The 19,444-nt window shown below is 67.9% G+C and carries 15 protein-coding genes and 1 pseudogene; 10 read left to right on the forward strand and 6 right to left on the reverse strand.

Going from position 1 to position 19,444, the window contains the following annotated elements:
• Positions 1-87 precede the first annotated feature (87 nt).
• Positions 88-1,839, forward strand: a complete 1,752-nt coding sequence (locus IAE58_RS11685) for a DUF4105 domain-containing protein (protein WP_199933779.1) — start codon at positions 88-90, stop codon at positions 1,837-1,839.
• A gap of 225 nt (positions 1,840-2,064) precedes the next feature.
• Positions 2,065-2,355, forward strand: a pseudogene (locus IAE58_RS11690) (hypothetical protein); the annotation flags it as partial.
• Between the two features lie 202 nt (positions 2,356-2,557).
• Here IAE58_RS11690 and yeiP read toward each other — a convergent pair.
• From yeiP to IAE58_RS11715, 5 genes are all read right to left on the reverse strand, one after another.
• Positions 2,558-3,124 (reverse strand): elongation factor P-like protein YeiP, encoded by a 567-nt coding sequence (gene yeiP / locus IAE58_RS11695; RefSeq protein WP_108749488.1) that lies wholly within the window; start codon positions 3,122-3,124, stop codon positions 2,558-2,560.
• A gap of 49 nt (positions 3,125-3,173) precedes the next feature.
• Complete coding sequence (locus IAE58_RS11700) at positions 3,174-3,944, reverse strand: SDR family NAD(P)-dependent oxidoreductase (RefSeq protein WP_199933777.1); 771 nt, start codon at positions 3,942-3,944, stop codon at positions 3,174-3,176.
• 297 nt (positions 3,945-4,241) lie between these two features.
• The gene (locus IAE58_RS11705) at positions 4,242-6,800 is read right to left on the reverse strand and encodes an EAL domain-containing protein (protein ID WP_199933776.1); all 2,559 of its coding nucleotides are present in this window, start codon (positions 6,798-6,800) and stop codon (positions 4,242-4,244) included.
• Entirely contained in the window at positions 6,797-7,690 is an 894-nt protein-coding gene (locus IAE58_RS11710; protein WP_199933775.1) for a hydroxymethylglutaryl-CoA lyase, read from the reverse strand. The genes IAE58_RS11705 and IAE58_RS11710 overlap by 4 nt, the downstream gene beginning before the upstream one ends.
• A gap of 184 nt (positions 7,691-7,874) precedes the next feature.
• Positions 7,875-8,663, reverse strand: coding sequence for an enoyl-CoA hydratase/isomerase family protein (locus IAE58_RS11715; RefSeq protein ID WP_199933774.1), 789 nt, complete (start codon positions 8,661-8,663; stop codon positions 7,875-7,877).
• Positions 8,664-8,782: 119 nt separating this feature from the next.
• On the opposite strand from IAE58_RS11715, the gene IAE58_RS11720 reads away from it, so the two are divergent.
• The 8 genes from IAE58_RS11720 (at position 8,783) to IAE58_RS11755 (ending at position 18,179) form a co-directional block, all read left to right on the forward strand.
• Complete coding sequence (locus tag IAE58_RS11720) at positions 8,783-9,037, forward strand: FeoA family protein (protein ID WP_199933773.1); 255 nt, start codon at positions 8,783-8,785, stop codon at positions 9,035-9,037.
• Positions 9,034-10,896 (forward strand): ferrous iron transport protein B, encoded by a 1,863-nt coding sequence (gene feoB, locus IAE58_RS11725; RefSeq protein ID WP_199933772.1) that lies wholly within the window; start codon positions 9,034-9,036, stop codon positions 10,894-10,896. Before IAE58_RS11720 ends, feoB begins: the two co-directional genes overlap by 4 nt.
• Positions 10,896-11,141: a DUF6587 family protein gene (locus tag IAE58_RS11730; protein ID WP_108752976.1), complete on the forward strand. Its 246-nt coding sequence runs from the start codon at positions 10,896-10,898 to the stop codon at positions 11,139-11,141. The genes feoB and IAE58_RS11730 overlap by 1 nt, the downstream gene beginning before the upstream one ends.
• Before the next feature lie 149 nt (positions 11,142-11,290).
• Positions 11,291-11,971: a 4-hydroxy-tetrahydrodipicolinate reductase gene (locus tag IAE58_RS11735; RefSeq protein ID WP_233614920.1), complete on the forward strand. Its 681-nt coding sequence runs from the start codon at positions 11,291-11,293 to the stop codon at positions 11,969-11,971.
• A 289-nt stretch (positions 11,972-12,260) separates the two neighbouring features.
• On the forward strand, positions 12,261-13,388 hold the full coding sequence (carA, locus tag IAE58_RS11740; protein WP_199933770.1) for a glutamine-hydrolyzing carbamoyl-phosphate synthase small subunit: 1,128 nt from the start codon (positions 12,261-12,263) through the stop codon (positions 13,386-13,388).
• 153 nt (positions 13,389-13,541) lie between these two features.
• Positions 13,542-16,784 (forward strand): carbamoyl-phosphate synthase large subunit, encoded by a 3,243-nt coding sequence (gene carB, locus IAE58_RS11745; protein WP_199933769.1) that lies wholly within the window; start codon positions 13,542-13,544, stop codon positions 16,782-16,784.
• An 8-nt stretch (positions 16,785-16,792) separates the two neighbouring features.
• Positions 16,793-17,257, forward strand: coding sequence for a transcription elongation factor GreA (greA, locus tag IAE58_RS11750; RefSeq protein ID WP_188489793.1), 465 nt, complete (start codon positions 16,793-16,795; stop codon positions 17,255-17,257).
• Between the two features lie 4 nt (positions 17,258-17,261).
• Positions 17,262-18,179 (forward strand): phosphoglycerate mutase, encoded by a 918-nt coding sequence (locus IAE58_RS11755; protein ID WP_199933768.1) that lies wholly within the window; start codon positions 17,262-17,264, stop codon positions 18,177-18,179.
• Between the two features lie 158 nt (positions 18,180-18,337).
• On the opposite strand, the gene IAE58_RS11760 is transcribed toward IAE58_RS11755, so the two are convergent.
• Positions 18,338-19,366 carry a DUF1176 domain-containing protein gene (locus IAE58_RS11760; RefSeq protein ID WP_199933767.1) on the reverse strand — a complete coding sequence of 343 codons (1,029 nt, stop codon included), beginning with the start codon at positions 19,364-19,366 and terminating at the stop codon, positions 18,338-18,340.
• Between the last annotated feature and the right edge of the window lie 78 nt (positions 19,367-19,444).

Below are 19,444 nucleotides of genomic sequence, written 5' to 3' on the forward strand. Positions count from 1 at the left end.
CCATTGGGGGGTTGGGGGGGGGGGGGGGGGGCGGGGCCGGCCCCGCCGCTACCGTGGCGCGCTGCGGTAGCGGTCGGGATTGCCGTGATGGCGTGGTTGGTGGCGCCGGCCGCGCAGGCCGCCGAGCGCCTGCAGCTCGACCCGGCCGGACTGACCGCCGCGCAACAGCACAGCGCGCAGCAGACCCTGGACGATGTGCAGGCCCTGCTGCCCGCCGGTCTGCTGCAGGCACTGCCAGAGCAGGTGCGGGTGGGCTGGCGTACCGACCTGCCGTCGGACGTGCATGGCCGTGCGTTCGCCGGCGGCATCGCGCTGCGTCGCGCGCTGCTGGATGACGGCGCGCCGGGCGCACGCCGCGCGCGGCGCAGTGCGCTGGTGCACGAGCTGGTGCACGTGGCCGATCGCGCGGACGGGCAATGGTCACGCAGCGCGCGTTGGCGAGACCTGGCCGGCTGGCAGCGGCGGCCCTGGCACCTGGGGCGGGGTGACAACGCGTTCACCGATCGCAGCCCGGATGCCTACGAGCGCCACAGCGCGGCCGAGTATCTGGCGGTAAACGCCGAACACTTCGTGCTGGATGCAGATTACGGTTGCCGCCGCCCGGCGTTGGCGCAGTGGTACCGCGCCCACTTCGGTACGCCGCCGTCGCTGCCCGAACCGCAGTGCCCGGTGCAGCTGCCGCTGCTGCAGGCCGACGATGAAGAGGGTGCGGCCTCGCTGCTGCGCCTGGACCCGGCGCGGGTGTATGCAGTGGACTATCTGTTTGCCGAGGGCAGTGCGCAGCCGATGAGCCGCTGGGGCCACAGCATGCTGCGCCTGGTGATCTGTCGCCCGGGCCGCGCGCCTGGCCCAGATTGCCGTCTGGATCTGGCCTACCACCGCGTGCTGTCGTTCCGCGCGTTCGTGGGGGATGTGCAGATTTCCAACTGGCGCGGGCTGACCGGCGGCTACCCCTCGCGCCTGTTCGTGCTGCCGTTGCAGCAGGTGGTGGACGAGTACACCAAGGTGGAGCTGCGCGGCCTGCAGTCACTGCCGCTGCAGCTGGACCGCGGCGAGATCGCCAGTCTGCTGGAACGGACCGCGCAGGTGCACTGGAGCTACGACGGCCGCTATTTCTTCGTCAGCAACAACTGCGCGGTGGAAACGGCCAAGCTGCTGCAGGCCGGCGTGCCACGCCTGGGCCAGGCGGGCCTGGCGCAACTGACGCCGCGCGGTCTGCGCAAGCGCCTGGTGCGCTTGCAGGCGTTGGATGAAACGGTACTGGCCGACCGCGCATCGGCGCAGGCGCAGGGCTACTACTTCGCATCGGCTCGCGACCATTACCAGCAGTTGTTCGCGGTGGCGGCCACGCAGCTCGATCTGCCGGCGCACACGGTGTCGGGCTGGTTGAAGCTTGCGCCGGAACAGCGTGGGCCCTGGCTGCAGCGCGGTGACATGCGCGCCACCGCCGCCCTGCTGTTGCTGGAACAAGCGGCGCAGCGCCGGGCCGAGCTGCGCGCGCGCGACGTGCTGAAGCGGCGGTTGATGGCGGCACCTGACAGTGCCGCCACCGCGGATCTGCGCAGCCTGCTGCAGCAGAGCGGGCAGTGGCTGCGTCCGGGTGCGCTGCTGCCGGGGCAGGGCTACGGGTTGCCACTGGACGAGGAGCAGGCCGCGCTGGCGCACGAGGTCGCGCAGGCCAGTGCGCAGTCGGTGCCGGCCTGGCAAGCGCTGCGCCTGCAGTTGCGCGCGCAGCTGCCGCCGAAGCCGCGCCAGCAGATGGATGCGATCGATGCCAACCTGGCCGTGTTGTCTACCCGCCTGCGCGAGCAGGCCGCAGCGGCGGGTGACCCTGCCTGAACCGTGTGTCAGAGTACGGGGGCGGGTTTCAGTGCCCGTTTACAGCGCGATGGTAGGGTCAGGACTCCTGTAGTTGCGACAAGGAGCCACGCCATGCGTGCAGTTTCCGCCTTGATGGCCGTCTCCCTCGCCGCCGTGCTGGCCGCGTGCCAGCCGGCGCGGCCCACCTCCAGTGCCTCCCCGCAAGCGCCCGCATCGGGCACGACTGCCGGCAGCGAGCCTGTTTTCCGCGCGACCGGCAATGAGCCGGGTTGGTTGGCCGTTGTCGGCGGACCGGCACCGGGTCTGCAGATTGAAGTGGATTACGGCCAGCGCCGTTTCCACGTGCCGGCGCCTACCGAAGGTGCCGATGGCTGGGTGGGCAAGGCTGCCGATGGCACCGATATCAAGCTCAGCTTCCAGCGCACGGCCTGCCAGGACGACATGAGCGGGCAGGATTTCGACGCCACCGCCATGCTGACCGTGGGCACCCGGCAGTATCACGGCTGCGGACGCTTCGCCGCGCCCGCCCCGTAGCGTCGAGCTTGCTCGACGGCTTTCTCCGCTTCGTAGAGTCGAGCTTGCTCGACTGCTTCTGCCGCAAGAGCAGTCGAGCAAGCTCGACTCTACGAACAGCGGTGACGCGCGGGCATGCCCGACGCAACGAACAGCCGCCCCGCGCGGGCATGCCCGGCGAAACGAACAGCGGTAGCGCCGGGCCATGCCCGGCGCAGGGCTTTCAGTCGGCGCGGCCGGCGAATTCGCCGGTGGTGGTGTTCACCAGCACGCGCTCGCCGTTGCTGATGTATTCCGGCACCATGATTTCCAGGCCGGTATTCAGCTTGGCCGGCTTCGGGCGCTTGGTGGCGGTGCCGCCCTTCAGTTCCGGCGGGGTTTCCACCACTTCCAGGGTCACGTTCTGCGGCAGCTGGATCGCCACCGGCAGTTCGTCGATCACCTGCACGTAGATGCCGTTCAGGCCGTCGGTGATGTAGCCGGCGTCGTCGCCGATCACATCGGCATCCAGGGTGTACGGGGTGTAGTCCTCGTCATCCAGGAACACAAAAGCATCGCCATCCTTGTACGAATAGGTGGACTGGCGACGCAGCAGTTCCACTTCGACCAGGTTGTCATCGGCATCGAAGCTGGCATCGAGCTTGTTGCCGCCCGGCACGCTGTACATGATGAAACGGAAGCGCACGTTGCCGCCGCGGCCCTGCGGCGAGCTGCGTTCGATGTCGCGGATCTGGTACACGCCGTTGTTGTACTCGACGACGTTGCCCTTCTTGATGTCGTTGGCTTTCATGGTGTTCTAGGTCGGTTGGGGGAGGGCGCCATCCCGGCGCCCGGGGGAATCACTTCGGAGCGAGGCGGGTAGCGCCGTCCAGGCGGATGGTCTCGCCGTTGAGGTAGGTGTTGCCGATGATGTGGCCGACCAAGCTGGCGAAGTCTTCCGGCTTGCCCAGGCGCGAGGGGAACGGGATCGAGGCGGCCAGCGACTGCTGCACGGCCTCGGGCATGCCGTCCACCATGGGCGTCCAGAACACGCCGGGGGCGATGGTGTTCACCCGGATGCCGAAGCGCGACAGTTCGCGGGCCATCGGCAGAGTCATGGCGACCACGCCGCCCTTGCTGGCCGAGTAGGCGGCCTGGCCGATCTGGCCTTCGTAGGCGGCCACGCTGGCGGTGTTGATGATCAGGCCGCGTTCGCCGTCATCGCCGGCCGGGTTGTGCTGCATGCGGTTGGCGGCGGCCTTGGCCACGTTGAAGCTGCCCACCAGGTTGACCATGACCGTGCCCTGGAAGTTGGCCAGCGGCATCGGTGCCTCCTTGCCCAGCACGCGGCCGGCACCGAGGATGCCGGCGCAGTTCATGGCCAGGTTCAGCCCGCCCAGGAAGTCGTGTGCCTGGTCGATGGCGGCGGCCACGGCCGCTTCGTCGCTGACATTGACGTTGAAGTAGCGGGCCTTGTCGGCGCCCAGCGCGGCGACCGCGGCCGGACCCTTGTCGTCGTTCAGATCGAACAGGGCGACCTTGCCGCCGTGGGCGACCAGGTGTTCGGCCACGGCCAGGCCCAGGCCGGAAACGCCGCCAGTGATCACGGCACGTACGGAAGACAGCTGCATTGCACGGTCCTGCAGGTTCAAGAACCGCCGATTCTAACGGAAGGTGCGGCGTGCGCTGTTGTGCGGTGCTGCAAAGGCGGGTGGGATCGGCGGTTTACGTAGAGTCGAGCTTGCTCGACTGTTCCAGCAGTGCCAACCAGGGTTGGCACCTACCAAGCGGGGAATCGTGCCAACCAAGGTTGGCACCTCCCGGGCGGGGAATCGTGCCAACCAAGGTTGGCACCTACCAGGCGGGGAATCGTGCCAACCAAGGTTGGCACCTACCAGGCGGGGAATCGTGCCAACCAAGGTTGGTACCTACCGGGCCAGGTGGCGCTCGAACTCGCCTGGCTCCAGGCCGTGGGCGAACAGGAAGCCCTGGCCGACGGTCACGCCCAGGTCGAGCAGGCACTGCCGCTGGGCCTCGTTTTCCACGCCTTCGGCCACCACGCCCAGGCCCAGGCTGCGGGCGATCGCGCAGACCGCCTCGCACACCGCCACGTCCGAGCGGTTGCGTGGAATGCCTTCCACGAACAGCTGGCTGAGCTTGAGACCATGGATCGGCAGCCGGCGCAGGTAGTTCAGTGCGCTGTAGCCTTCGCCGAAATCGTCGATGGTCAGCATCACCCCCATCTCGCGCAGGCGGGCGAAGGTGCGCAGGGTATCGGGTGCGTCTTCGATCAGCACCCGCTCGGTGAATTCCAGTTCCAGCGCGGTACCGGGCAGTTCGAACTCGTCCAGCAGGCTGCGCACGTTGCGCGCCAGGTCGTCACCGGTGAACTGGCGGTAGGACACGTTCACCGCCACCCGCAACACGCCCAGGCCGTCGTCGCGCCACTGCCGCACCTGGCGGCAGGCCTCGCGCAGGGCCCAGTGACCGATGCGCACGATGTCGCCAGTGTGTTCGGCATGGCGGATGAACAGGTCCGGGCGCATTTCCCCCAGCTGGCTGTTCTGCCAGCGCATCAGCGCCTCGCAGCCGATGGTCGCGCCGGTGCGCAGGTTTACCTGGGGCTGGTAGACCAGGCGGAACTCGTCGCCGTCCAGCGCCTTGTGCAGGCGGCTTTCGATCTGCAGGCGGTCGTTCTGGCGCTCGGCCAGTTCCTGCGAAAACACCTGCCAGCCGTTGCGGGTGCGGCGCTTGCACTCGTACATGGCGGTGTCGGCATTCTGGATGAGCTGTTGCGGTCGGTCGCCATCCTGCGGGGCACAGGCAATGCCGATGCTGGCCGTCACCGGGAACTCGTCGCTGCCCATCTGGAAGGGCGGCACGAAGGCGGTGATGATGCGCTCGGCCAGTTGTTCGGCCTGGTCGGGCTGGTCGCGCAGATCGCAGATGACCAGAAATTCATCGCCGCCAAACCGTGCCAGCAGGCCCTCGGTGCCGATCGCGCGGGCGATGCGCTGGGTGGCTTCGATCAGCAGCTCGTCGCCGGCGTTGTGCCCCAGCAGGTCGTTGACCACCTTGAAGCGGTCCAGGTCGATGTACAGCACCGCCACCCGGTCGTGGCCGGGGCTAGCCATGCGCACGTCCAGGTCGCTCAGTACCGCATCGCGGTTCATGATGCCGGTCAGCGGATCGGTGCGCGCCTGCACGCGCAGGGTTTCCTCGGCCTGCTTGCGCTCGGTGATGTCCTGCAGGGTGCCGGCGATGCGCGCGGCATCGACATCGCCGGTAGAGACCTCGCCGATCATGCGGATCCAGAACGAATGGCCATCGCGGCGCTGCCCCTGCAGTTCCAGGCCGAAGCTGCTGCGGTGATCGATGGTGTCGGCCAGGGCCTGCTGCAGGGCGGCGCGATCATCGCTGCGCAGGCAGTCCAGCAGGTCGGGCATGTCCTGCACGTCGGTGGGCTGGCCGACGATGTGGCGGGCCTCGTCGGTCAGGTACAGGCGCTGCAGGCCGCGGTCCCATTCCCAGCCGCCGATATGGGCCAGCGACTGCGCGCGCGAGAACAGCAGGCTGTTGCGCTTCAGTTCGGTGATGTCGCTGAACATCGCATACACATGTCCGGCCTCGTCGCAGCCACTGCTGAACACTGGCACGTTGGTGCACGACAGCCACAACATGCGCCCGCGCGGGCGGTGGTACAGGCCGATCACGGTGCTGCGGATCACCCGCCCGGCCTGGAAGCAGCGGTTGGTCGGCCACATGGCGGTCGGCAGCGGCTGGCCGTGTTCGTCCACCACGATCCACGCTTCGGGGTCCAGCAGCGAATTCAGGCCGGTGCCATCGCCGGCCAGGCCCAGGATGCGGTGCGCGGCCGGGTTGGCCGACAGGGCGTTGAGGTTGCGATCAAACAGGATCACGCCCTTGTCGATCGATTCCATCAGCAGCCGGTAGCGCGATTCGGCGCGCCAGCGGCCACTGAGGTCGCGCGCCACCGCCACGATGCAGCGCTCGCCGCCGTCGCTGAAGCCGGCCGAGTGCACTTCCACCGGGAAGCGGCTGCCGTCACCGCGCATGTTGGTCACTTCGATGACGTAGGTGTCGCCGCGGTTCAGTGCTTCCCAGACCGGTTCCAGATGGTCGCTGGGCAGGTCCGGGTTCAGCAGTTCGATCGGCTGGCCGACGATGGCCTCGCGCGGCCGGTCATAGGCCTGGATGCCGGCCCGGTTCACATCCAGCACCACGCTTTCGGCACTGAGGATGCTGACCGGGTCGGGCACGGCGTCGAACAGGGCGGTGTAGCGCGATTGATGGTCCTGGGCGCGCTGGCGCTCGTCCAGCAGGGCCTGGCGAGCGTGTTTCAGCAGTGCAGCCTGTGCGGGCGGCGGGGTGGCTGCCAGCGCGCTGTCCAGTGCGGCCAGGGCGACGTCGGTTGCGGCGGTAGGTTCGCCGAGGGCCGGACGGTCGCGCGGGCCGCGGGCGGTCATGTGGCCGCCAATGCCTGGCCGGTGCGGCTGGCCGTGGTGCGGCCCAGCAGCCCGGCCAGCCAGCGGCCGGTGGCGGCCAGCGCATCCAGATCCACCCCGCTTTCCAGGCCCAGGCCGCGCAGCAGGTAGACCACGTCTTCGCTGGCCACGTTGCCGCTGGCACCCTTGGCATAGGGGCAGCCGCCGGCGCCGGACACCGCGCTGTCGACCACGCGCACGCCTTCTTCCAGGCAGGTGGCGATGTTGGCGATGGCCTGGCCATAGGTATCGTGGAAGTGCACGGCCAGCGCGGACATGGGAATTTCGGCGGCTACCGCCTGCAGCATGGCGCGGGCCTTGTGCGGGGTGCCGACGCCGATGGTGTCGCCCAGCGAGATTTCGTAGCAGCCCATGCGGTGCAGTGCACGGGCCACCCAGACCACGTCGGCCAGCGGTACCTCGCCCTGGTAGGGGCAGCCGAGCACGGTGGACACGTAGCCGCGCACGCGCACGCCGTCGACCAGGGCGCGGCGCAGGATCGGCTGGAAGCGGGCCAGCGATTCATCGATGCCGGCATTGGTGTTCTTGCGGTTGAAGGTTTCCGATGCGGCAGTGAACACCGCCACTTCCTGTGCGCCCGCAGCCACCGCGCGGTCGTAGCCCTGCTCGTTGGGCACCAGTACCGGGTAGGCCACGCCGGGGCGGCGGCTGATGCCGGTGAAGACCTCGGTGGCATCGGCCAGCTGCGGTATCCAGCGCGGGCTGACGAAGCTGGTGGCCTCGATGGTGCGCAGGCCGGTGGCCGACAGGCGATCGATCAGAGCGATCTTGTCGGCCGTGGACACGGCCTGCTGTTCGTTCTGCAGCCCGTCACGCGGGCCGACTTCGACGATGCGTACGAAATCGTTCATGCGCGTGCCCCGGCAGCGCCCAGCGCAGGGCAGGTGTCATCGGCAGCAGCGGGGCAGGGCAGCGGGAATCGGATCACGTCGGGTCCTGGGGAAACGGGGCGGCCGGTGGTTCCGGCTGCCAGAGGGGATACGCAGGCAGCCCATATGACCGGCCACGCGGTGTGGGTAGCGTGCAGGAAACAGCTCAGGCTTCGGTGACCCAGTGTGGCGCACGTTTGTCCAGGAAGGCGCCCAGGCCCTCCTGGCCTTCGGCCGACACCCGCAGGCGGGCGATCAGGCTGGCATTGTCGTGGTCCAGGCGGTCGCGGTCGCGGCTGTCGCAGACCTGGCGGACCAGCTGCTTGGCCGACGCGGCGGCGATCGGGCCGGCCTTGTCCAGCAGGGCCAGCTGGCGCTGCAGGGCGTCGTCCAGGCGGTCCGGTTCCACCAGCTGGTGGACCAGGCCGATGCGCAGGGCGGTGTCGGCGTCGAAGTGCTCGCCGGTGGCGAACCAGCGCCGCGCCTGGCGAGCGCCGATGGCGTGGATCACGTAGGGCGAAATGACCGCCGGCAGCAGGCCCAGCCGGCTTTCGGTCAGGCCGAAGCGGGCGCTGGTGCTGGCAATGGCAATATCGCAGCAGGCCACCAGGCCCACCCCGCCACCGAAGGCGGCGCCATGCACCCGCGCCAGGGTTGGCTTGGGCAGCTCGTCCAGGGTGCGCATCAGCCGTGCCAGGGCCAGGGCGTCGTCGCGGTTTTCCGCTTCGCTGGCCGCGGCCATGCCGCGCATCCACTGCAGGTCGGCGCCGGCCGAGAACGAGGCGCCATGGCCGGCCAGCACCACCACCCGAACCCCGTCATCGCGGCCGGCCGCCTCCAGCGCCTCGGTCAGCTGGGCGATCAGCCCGGCGTCGAAGGCGTTGTGCAGGGTCGGCCGGTTAAGCCAGAGGGTCAGGGTGGCGCCGGTGCGCTCGATCTGCAAAGCATCGTTCATGGAAATCCAGGGTCACTTCATACCTGTATGGATCATAGCGGGCCATTGGTCATGGGCCATGACGCGACGCGGGAATGTTAGAATCGAGAACCATTTACATCCAGCAGAGAACGCGCTAGATGACGCTGTCCGAACTGCCCCTGCACACCCCGGCCGTGGTCGATTTCGTGCAGGACCTGCACGCCAACGATGCCATTGCCCGCCGCCTGCGCGAGCTGGGCTTCGTCAAGGGCGAGGAGGTGCGTCTGGTGGCCAAGGGCCCGGTGGGGGGCGAGCCGCTGCTGGTGCAGGTCGGCTTCACCCGTTTCGCCCTGCGTATCTCTGAAGCCAAGCGCGTCGTGATCGATGCCGCCCGCCAGGAAAGCCGTGCATGACCAGCAACGCCTCCGCCACCCCGCTGCGCATCGCGCTGGTTGGTAATCCCAACAGCGGCAAGACTGCGCTGTTCAACCAGCTGACCGGCAGCCGGCAGAAGGTGGCCAACTACACCGGCGTCACCGTCGAGAGGAAGGAGGGCCGCCTGCGCGCGCCGTCCGGCCGCGAGTTCGCCGTGCTCGACCTGCCCGGCGCCTACAGCCTGCAGCCGGCCAGCCTGGATGAAGCGATCACCCGCGACCTGTGCCGGGGTTTCTACCCGGGCGAGGCCGCGCCGGACGTGCTGCTGTGCGTGATCGACGCCACCAACCTGCGCCTGCACCTGCGCTTCGCGCTGGAACTGCGCGAGCTGGGCAAGCCGATGGTGATCGCGCTGAACATGGTCGATGCCGCGCAGCGCCGTGGCATCCAGATCGATGTGGCCGCGCTGGAGCGCGAGATCGGCGTGCCGGTGGTGGAAACCGTGGCGGTGCGCAAGCAGGGCGCGCGCGCGCTGGTCGAGCGGCTGGATGCCATGGTGCCGCACCTGGATGCGCCGCTGACCGGCGTGGAAGGCGGCATCGATTACCACGCCAAGGTGCGCCAGATCCTGTCGGCAGCCGTGCGCATGCCCGCGCGCACCGCGAAAATCGATGACACCCTGGACCGCTGGCTGCTGCACCCGGTGTTCGGGCTGGCCACCCTGGTGGTGGTGATGTTCCTGATCTTCCAGGCAGTGTTTGCCTGGGCGACCCCGCTCATGGATGGCATTGAAGCCGGGTTCGCCTGGCTGGGCGAACTGGCCGCCGGCGCGCTGCCGGCCGGGCCGCTGACCAGCCTGCTGACCGACGGCATCATTGCCGGTGTGGGCGGGGTGGTGGTGTTCCTGCCGCAGATCCTGATCCTGTTCGCCTTCATCCTGGCCCTGGAAGAGTCCGGCTACCTGCCGCGCGCGGCGTTCCTGCTGGACCGCATGATGGCCGCCGCCGGACTGTCCGGCCGCTCGTTCATCCCGCTGCTGTCCAGCTTCGCCTGCGCCGTGCCCGGCATCATGGCCACCCGCAGCATCCAGGACCCGCGTGACCGCCTGGCCACCATCCTGGTGGCGCCGCTGATGACCTGCTCGGCGCGCCTGCCGGTGTACGCGCTGCTGATCGGCGCCTTCATCCCCGAGGGCAAGGTCGGCATCTTCAACCAGCAGGGCCTGGTGTTGTTCGGCCTGTACGTGGCCGGCATCCTAAGCGCGCTGGTGATGTCGTGGGTGATGAAGAAGTGGCGCCGCGACAAGAGCGAGCATCCGCTGCTGCTGGAACTGCCTTCCTACCGCATTCCGCACCCGCGCGACCTGGCCGTGGGCCTGTACGAGCGCGCCATGATCTTCCTCAAGCGCGTGGGCGGCATCATCCTGGCCCTGACCGTGCTGCTGTGGTTCCTGCTGTCGTTCCCCGGCGCGCCGGAAGGGGCGACCATGCCGGCCATCGATTACAGCTTCGCCGGGCAGATCGGCCATGCGATGACCGCCATCTTCTCGCCGCTGGGCTTCAACTGGCAGATCTGCATCGCGCTGATCCCGGGCATGGCCGCGCGCGAAGTGGCGGTGTCTTCGCTGGCCACCGTGTATGCGCTGTCGGCCGCCGATGACGATGCCGCGGCGCAGGCGCTGACCCCGCTGCTGAGCGACGGCTGGTCGCTGGCCACCGGTCTGTCGCTGCTGGTGTGGTTCATCTACGCGCCCATGTGCATTTCCACCCTGGCCACCATCAAGCGCGAAACCAATTCATGGAGGCAGATGGGCTTTGCCACCGTGTACCTGTTCGCTGCGGCCTACGTGGCGGCGCTGATCACCTACCAGGTGACCGTGGCGCTGGGGGGTGGCTGATGACCGCCGGGCTGCTGATCCAGTACCTCATCATCGCGCTGGCCGTGCTGGTCAGTGCGTGGGTGGTGCTGAAGAAGCAGTTCCCGGGCGCGGCGCGCAAGCTGCGCGGCCGCGTGGCGCTGGCGTTGCTGAAGCCGGGACGCCCGGGCTGGATGCAGGCGCTGGGGCGGAAGATCGCGCCGCCGGCCAGCGGTGGCGGTGGTGCCTGTGGCGGCTGCGACAGCTGCGGCCCCACGAAGCGGTAGAGTCGAGCTTGCTCGACTGCTGTTCGCACGCATTTCGAAATGCATCCACGCGTGGCGTGGATCTACTGGACGGGTCGGGGCGCTGCCGCTAGCCTTCCTGCATGAACCAGACCCCCTTGCGATTGCTCATCCATGGCGCTTCCGGGCGCATGGGCCAGGCCTTGTTGCGCTTGGCCGCCGAACATCCTGAAGCGCTGCAGATCGTTGCCGCCGTCACCGGTCGCGCACCGGCGCAACGGGTGGTGGATGGCGTGCCGTTCTTCGCCGCCAGTGAGCTGGCAGGTGCGCCTGCCTTCGATGTGGCCATTGATTTCAGCCTGCCGGAAGGCTTCGACGCCATGCTGGCGCTGTGCGTGCAGCGCGGGGCCGGGCTGGTGTCGGGCACCACCGGCATTTCCAGCGCGCAGCGGCAGGCGCTTGACGCTGCGGCCACGCAGATTCCGCTGGTCTGGGCCTCCAACTTCAGCTTGGGCGTGGCGGTGCTGGACGAGCTGGTGGAGCGGGCAGGGCAGGCGCTGGCCGGCTGGGACTGCGACATCGTTGAATCGCACCACACGCAGAAGAAGGACGCGCCCTCGGGCACGGCGCTGACCCTGGGCGCAGCGGCGCAGCGGGGCGGGGCGCAGCCGCATTACGCCAGCCTGCGTGCCGGCGACATCGTCGGCGAGCACCTGGTGCAGTTCACCGGCCTGGGTGAGCGCATCGAACTGGTGCATCGGGCCACCAACCGCGACATCTTCGCCCGCGGCGCGCTGTTCGCCGCCCGCCAGCTGCAGGGCCGGGCGCCGGGCAGCTACCGCGTGCGCGACCTGCTGGACGGACCCCGTTAACCGGTAGCGCCGGGCCATGCCCGGCGGCCTCGTCAGTTCCGCCGGGCATGGCCCGGTGCTACCGCAGATGGCCCGCATACGCTGCCGGATTGAAATGAATACGCAATCGCCTGTTCATAAAGCGATATAAGCGCTGGCGCCAGCGGCCCGGCGGCGCTACAATTCGCACTCGCCGAATCACGAAAGCCGGACCGGTCCCAGACCGTACGTCCGCGCTTTTTTGCAACCGGATTTCCGTGAAGCGCAGGCGTGACTTCGGCCCCCCTTCGGTAGCCAAAGTGAGAATTCCGTGACCCAAGCCGCAATCCTCGTCCTCGAAGACGGCACCGTATTCGAGGGCGAATCCGTAGGCGCGCCCGGCCTGTCCGTCGGTGAGGTGGTGTTCAACACCGCCATGACCGGCTATCAGGAAGTGCTGACCGATCCGTCCTACGCCCGGCAGATGGTCACGTTGACCTATCCGCATATCGGTAACACCGGCATGACCGACCAGGACAATGAAGCGTCCAAGGTGTGGTCGGCCGGCCTGATCGTGCGCGATGTGCCGCGCCGTCCCAGCAACTGGCGCAGCCAGGTGTCGCTGCAGGACTGGCTGATCCAGCGCGGCGTGGTCGCCATCGCCGGCATCGACACCCGCAAGCTGACCCGCATCCTGCGCGAGAAGGGCGCACAGAACGGTGCGCTGATGGCCGGTGACATCGACGTGGAGAAGGCGCTGGAAGCCGCCCGCAAGTTCCCGGGCCTGAAGGGCATGGACCTGGCCAAGGTGGTCACCACCGAAAAGACCTACACCTGGACCGAAGGCCAGCTGGACCTGGACGCCAACGCGTTCGTCAGCGTGCCGGCCCGGTTCAAGGTCGTGGCCTACGACTTCGGCGTGAAGACCAACATCCTGCGCATGCTGGCCGAGCGCGGCTGCGAAGTGACCGTGGTGCCGGCGCAGACCCCGGCGGCCGACGTGCTGGCGCTGAAGCCGGACGGCGTGTTCCTGTCCAACGGCCCGGGTGACCCGGAACCGTGCGACTACGCCATCGAAGCGATCAAGAGCTTCATCGACGTGAAGATCCCGACCTTCGGCATCTGCCTGGGCCACCAGCTGCTGGGCCTGGCCTCGGGCGCCAAGACCATGAAGATGGGCCACGGCCACCACGGCGCCAACCACCCGGTGCAGGACCTGGACAACGGCCGGGTGATGATCACCTCGCAGAACCACGGTTTCGCCATCGATGAAGCGACCCTGCCGGCGACCCTGCGGGTGACCCACCGTTCGCTGTTCGACGGCACCAACCAGGGCGTGGCCCGCACCGACGTGCCGGCGTTCTCGTTCCAGGGCCATCCGGAAGCCTCGCCGGGCCCGACCGACGTGGGCCCGCTGTTTGACCGTTTCGTGGCCCTGATGGAACAGAGCAAGGCGTGATCAGTACGCCGCCGGCCCGCCGGTGGCGTCGCGATGGACCGTAAGCCCCCGCATCGCTGCTGCCCCCCCTGGCGCGGCGCTGCGGATCAAGATTCCTGATCGACAGCGTGCGATCACTCCCCCTTGTCACGCTGTACTGACTTAGAGAAGAAAATGCCCAAGCGCACTGACCTCAAGACCATTCTCATCATCGGTGCTGGCCCGATCGTCATCGGCCAGGCCTGTGAGTTCGACTATTCCGGCGCCCAGGCCTGCAAGGCCCTGCGTGACGAGGGTTACCGCGTGGTGCTGGTCAACAGCAACCCGGCCACCATCATGACCGACCCGGAGATGGCCGACGCCGTCTACATCGAGCCGATCAACTGGCAGACGGTCGAGAAGATCATCGCCAAGGAAAAGCCGGACGCGCTGCTGCCGACCATGGGTGGCCAGACCGCGCTGAACTGCGCGCTGGACCTGGCCGACAACGGCGTGCTGGAGAAGTACAACGTCGAACTGATCGGTGCCAAGCGCGAAGCGATCCGCATGGCCGAAGACCGCGAGCTGTTCCGCGTGGCCATGGGTGAGATCGGCCTGGAGTGCCCGACCGCCGCCGTCGCCCACACCCTGGACGAAGCGCTGGAGATCCAGACCCGCGTCGGCTACCCGACCATCATCCGTCCCAGCTTCACCCTGGGCGGCAGTGGTGGCGGCATCGCCTACAACCGCGAAGAGCTGGTCGAGATCGTCAGCCGCGGCCTGGAACTGTCGCCGACCACCGAAGTGCTGGTGGAAGAGTCGGTGCTGGGCTGGAAGGAATTCGAGATGGAAGTGGTCCGCGATACCGCGGACAACTGCATCATCGTCTGCTCGATCGAAAACCTGGACCCGATGGGCGTGCACACCGGTGACTCGATCACCGTGGCCCCGGCACAGACCCTGACCGACAAGGAATACCAGCGCCTGCGCGATGCCTCCATCGCCGTGCTGCGCAAGATCGGCGTGGACACCGGTGGCTCGAACGTGCAGTTCGGCATCAACCCGAAGACCGGCCGCGTGGTCGTGATCGAGATGAACCCGCGCGTGTCGCGTTCCTCGGCGCTGGCCTCCAAGGCCACCGGCTTCCCGATCGCCAAGGTCGCCGCCAAGCTGGCCGTGGGTTACACCCTGGACGAACTGAAGAACGAAATCACCGGCGGCCTGACCCCGGCCTCGTTCGAGCCGTCCATCGACTACGTGGTCACCAAGATTCCGCGTTTTGCCTTCGAGAAGTTCCCGGCGGCCGATGCGCGCCTGACCACCCAGATGAAGTCGGTCGGTGAAGTGATGGCCATGGGCCGCACCTTCCAGGAATCGGTGCAGAAGGCCCTGCGTGGGCTGGAAACCGGCAAGGTCGGCTTCGACCCGACCGGGCTGGACCTGACCAGCGAAGATGACCTGCAGACCCTGCGCCGCGAGCTGAAGGCGCCGGGCCCGGAGCGTCTGTTCTACGTGGCCGATGCGTTCCGCGCCGGCATGAGCGTGGAAGACATCTACGCGCTGTCCTTCATCGACCATTGGTTCCTGGACCAGATCGAAGAGATCATCGCCGCCGAGGGCGAAGTGGCTGCCGGTGGCATCGACGCGCTGGACGCTGCGCGCCTGCGCAAGCTCAAGCGTGCCGGTTTCTCCGATGCGCGCCTGGCCCAGCTCACCGGCACCAACGAAGCGGCCATCCGCGCGCTGCGTCGCGCGCACAAGGTGCGCCCGGTTTACAAGCGCGTGGACTCCTGTGCCGGTGAATTCTCCACCGGCACCGCCTACCTGTACTCGACCTACGAGGACGAGTGCGAGGCCGCGCCGACCAACCGCGACAAGATCATGATCCTGGGCGGTGGCCCGAACCGCATCGGCCAGGGCATCGAGTTCGACTACTGCTGCGTGCACGCGGCACTGGCGCTGCGCGAGGATGGCTATGAAACCATCATGGTCAACTGCAACCCGGAAACCGTGTCGACCGACTACGACACCTCCGACCGCCTGTACTTCGAGCCGCTGACCTTGGAAGACGTGCTGGAAATCGTCGAGCTGGAACAGCCCAAGGGCGTGATCGTGCAGTACGGCGGCCAGACCCCGCTGAAGCTGGCGCGCGCGCTGGAAGCCAATGGCGTGCCGGTGATCGGCACCAGCCCGGACTCGATCGACCTGGCCGAAGACCGCGAGCGCTTCCAGCAGCTGGTGGACCAGCTGGGCCTGAAGCAGCCGCCGAACCGCATCGCCCGCAACGACCAGGAAGCCCTGCTGCTGGCCCGCGAGATCGGCTACCCGCTGGTGGTGCGCCCGAGCTACGTGCTGGGCGGCCGCGCGATGGAAATCGTCTACGGCGAATCCGACCTGGCCCGCTACGTGCGCGACGCGGTGAAGGTGTCCAACGATTCGCCGGTGCTGCTGGACCGCTTCCTGGACAACGCCGTGGAATGCGACGTGGACATCATTGCCGACAAGGATGGCAACGTCCTGATCGGCGGCGTGATGGAGCACATCGAAGAAGCCGGCGTGCACTCCGGTGACTCGTCCTGCTCGCTGCCGCCGTACTCGCTGTCGGCCAAGACCCAGGCCGAGCTGCGCCGCCAGGTGGTTGAGCTGGCCAAGGCCCTGAACGTGGTCGGCCTGATGAACACGCAGTTCGCGATCCAGACCAGCGAAGACGGTGATGACACCATCTACCTGCTGGAAGTGAACCCGCGCGCCTCGCGTACCGTGCCGTTCGTGTCCAAGGCCACCGGCATGGCGCTGGCCAAGATCGCCGCGCGCTGCATGGCCGGCAAGACTCTGCAGGAGCAGGGCGCCACCAAGGAAATCGTGCCGGACTACTACTCGGTGAAGGAAGCGATCTTCCCGTTCGCCAAATTCCAGGGCGTCGACCCCATCCTGGGGCCGGAAATGCGTTCCACCGGTGAAGTGATGGGCGTGGGCCGTACCTTCAACGCCGCCTTCGCGCGTGCGCAGGAAGCGGGCAGCATCAAGGCCCCGCCGATCGGCAAGGCCTTCGTTTCGGTGCGCGACCCGGACAAGAAGCGCGTGCTGCCGGTGGCCAAGGCGCTGCTGGCGCGTGGCTACAGCCTGGTGGCCACCCGTGGCACCGCCGCGTGGCTGCAGCAGCACGGCATGGACTGCGAAATCATCAACAAGGTGGTGGAAGGTCGTCCACACATCGTCGATTCGATCAAGAACGGCGAGATCGTCTACATCGTCAACACGACCGAAGGCCGTGCGGCGATCAACGACTCGTTCTCGATCCGTCGCGAGGCGCTGCAGCACCGCGTCACCTACTCGACCACCATTGCCGGCGCCAAGGCGCTGGTGGATTCACTGGAATTCCGTGGCACCGGCCCCGTCTGGTCGCTGCAGGAACTGCACAAGGAGTTGAATGCATGAGAGCCCCCATCACCATGAAGGGCGCGCAGAAGCTGCGCGACGAACTGGACCACCTGAAGTCGGTCAAGCGCCCGAAGGTCATCGCTGCGATTGCCGAGGCGCGCGAGCACGGCGACCTGAAGGAGAACGCCGAGTACCACGCCGCGCGCGAGGAACAGGGATTCATCGAAGGCCGCATCAAGCAGCTGGAAGGTGAGCTGTCGCACGCCGAGATCATCGACGTGAGCAAGCTCAACGCCGGTTCGAAGGTGGTGTTCGGCGCCAGCGTGACTCTGGCCGACGTGGAAACCGACGAAGAGAAGAAGTACCAGATCGTTGGCGACCTGGAAGCGGACATCAAGCTGGGCCTGATCGCCATTTCTTCGCCGGTGGCCCGCGCGATGATCGGCAAGCTGGAAGGCGATTCGATCGTGATCGACGCCCCGGCCGGCCAGCGCGAGTACGAAATCGTCAGCGTCAGCTATCTGGACTGACCGGGTGGCAACGGCGACCCTGTTGTTGCCGGCGCGCAGCCGCTTTGCGGCGGCTGCATTGCCTGACGAGGTGGCGCGCGCCCTGGGCCGCGCCACCACTGTGCAGCTGGATGCGGGCGAACGCGCCCAGCTGCAACGCCATTTCAGCGTGGCCGCGCCGCACTGGCCGGTGGCCGCACTGACCCGCCAGCGCGATGTTGGCGATGCCGCCGGTGCGTGCTGGCTGCGCGCCGATCCGGCCTGCATGGTGCCGGACATGCACGGTGCGCGCATGATGGGGCACGGCGAAACGCTGCGGCCCACGCTGGCCGACAGCCTGGCCTTGCTGCCGGTACTGCAGCCGCTGTTTGCCGATGCCGGTTTCGTGCTGGATGCACCGGACCCGGCGCGCTGGTACCTGCGCCTGCCCATCGACATTGAACTGCCCGACTTCGACAGCCCTGACGATGTGCTGGGCGATGACCTGTTCTCGCACCTGCCCGAAGGCGAGGCCGGCCGACGCTGGCGAGCCTTGATGACCGAAGCGCAGGTGCTGCTGCACAACCATTCGTGGAACCAGCAGCGTGCCGCGCAGGGCCAGCAGCCGATCAATTCCCTGTGGTTCTGGGGCGGTGGCGTGATGCCGGTCTCGGTGACCACGCAGCACGTGCAGGTACGCAGCCGCGACGCCCTGCTGCAGGGCCTGGCCCAGGCTGCCGGCGTATCGGTCGATGGCGAGCAGTCCGTCGATGCCCTGGTCGACCTGCGCCAGCTGCGTTCGCTGCAGCAACTGGGCAACGATGCCATCCGCCCACTGCTGGTGGCCCTGCAGCGCGGCGAGCTGCAGCGCCTGGTGCTGGATTTCGAGGACGGCCTGCAGTTCCAGCTGGACAAGCGCCAGCGCTGGCAGTTCTGGAAAAAGCCCCGCCAGCTGCACGACTGAGCGGGGTCGGAGGAGCGGGCTCTGACCCCCGATGCGGTAGGTGCCAACCTTGGTTGGCACGCCACGCTCCGGTAGGTGCCAACCTTGGTTGGCACGTTGGGATCAGTCGAGCATGGCTCGACTCTACAGAGGGCGGGCAGGGCGCCGCCCTGCCGACCTCACTTCACCGTGCTGACGATCGTCGGCAGCGTCCAATGCCCACCCGCTACGCCACGGCACTGGCCGGTGGTGAACGCGCTGGTCTTCACGAAACGCTGGCCATCCCAGACCCAATCGTGGCCGGAGAAGCAATCGCCGATACCGCGACCACGGAAGCGCCCGCGCAGGGTCATGTCGTCGGTGTCGAAATCCTCTGCATCGGAGGTGACAAAGTGCGCCTGGTACGGCGCCTTGTCCTGCACCACCCAGTAGCCGCTGCTGAAGTTGTAGGCGCCCATGAAGCAGCTGGTGCTGGCCAGCACATGCGAACCGTCCAGCCGCACGATATCGATCTCGTCCTGCTCGCCTTCGCTCACGCGGCGGCATTCGTCCGCGTTCGGCAGGCTGGCCTGTAGTGCCTTGCGCAGCGCCGGGGCATTGGCCAGGGCCGCATCGCCACTGCGCGCCGGCGCCAGCTTGCCGTGCACCACCACCGGAATCGGCAGCGCTGCAGGCACGCTGGCCTCGGCCTTGTTGCCGCGGCGCACCAGCGCGCCGGGCGTACCCAGCCGGCCCTGCGCCTCGTCCATCTTCAGCAGCACGGCCGTAGCGCCGCTGTCCGAGATCGGCCAGGCCTTACCCTTGCCATCGACGATCTCGATGCGCGCCTTGCGGGGCAGGGCGGCGAGCAGAGCATCGGTCTGCGCCTGCTTCAACAGCACCTTTTCCGCTTCTCCGGTGTCCTGCACCGGGCCCAGATCCTTGCCATTCAGGCGCAGGCGCAGCGCACCGGTCGGCGACGGGTCATCGCCTTCGCCGTTGCGCAGGCGCGCGATCACCGGCGCGTTGGGGCCGCCCGCACGTTCCAGCATCAGGCTCAGCAGGTTGGCGGGCTCTTCCGGGCTGTAACCCGCGGCGCGACAGGTGCGGGTGTTGTCGCAGGCCAGCGACCAGTCGTTGTGCTGGAATTCGACACCGGCCTTCGGCTCGGGGGTGGCGGCGTGGGCGGCCGGGGCGAGGGCGAGGGCCAGGAACAGAATGTGGCGCATGGACAGAAATCCGTTTCGGGGCCGGCAAGCATGGAAGAAACGGCGGGGGATTCCAAATGCTTCAGACGGGGTCAGAGC

The organism is Stenotrophomonas sp. S49 (assembly GCF_016624905.1).
In the GTDB taxonomy this organism is placed as follows: Bacteria; Pseudomonadota; Gammaproteobacteria; order Xanthomonadales; family Xanthomonadaceae; genus Stenotrophomonas.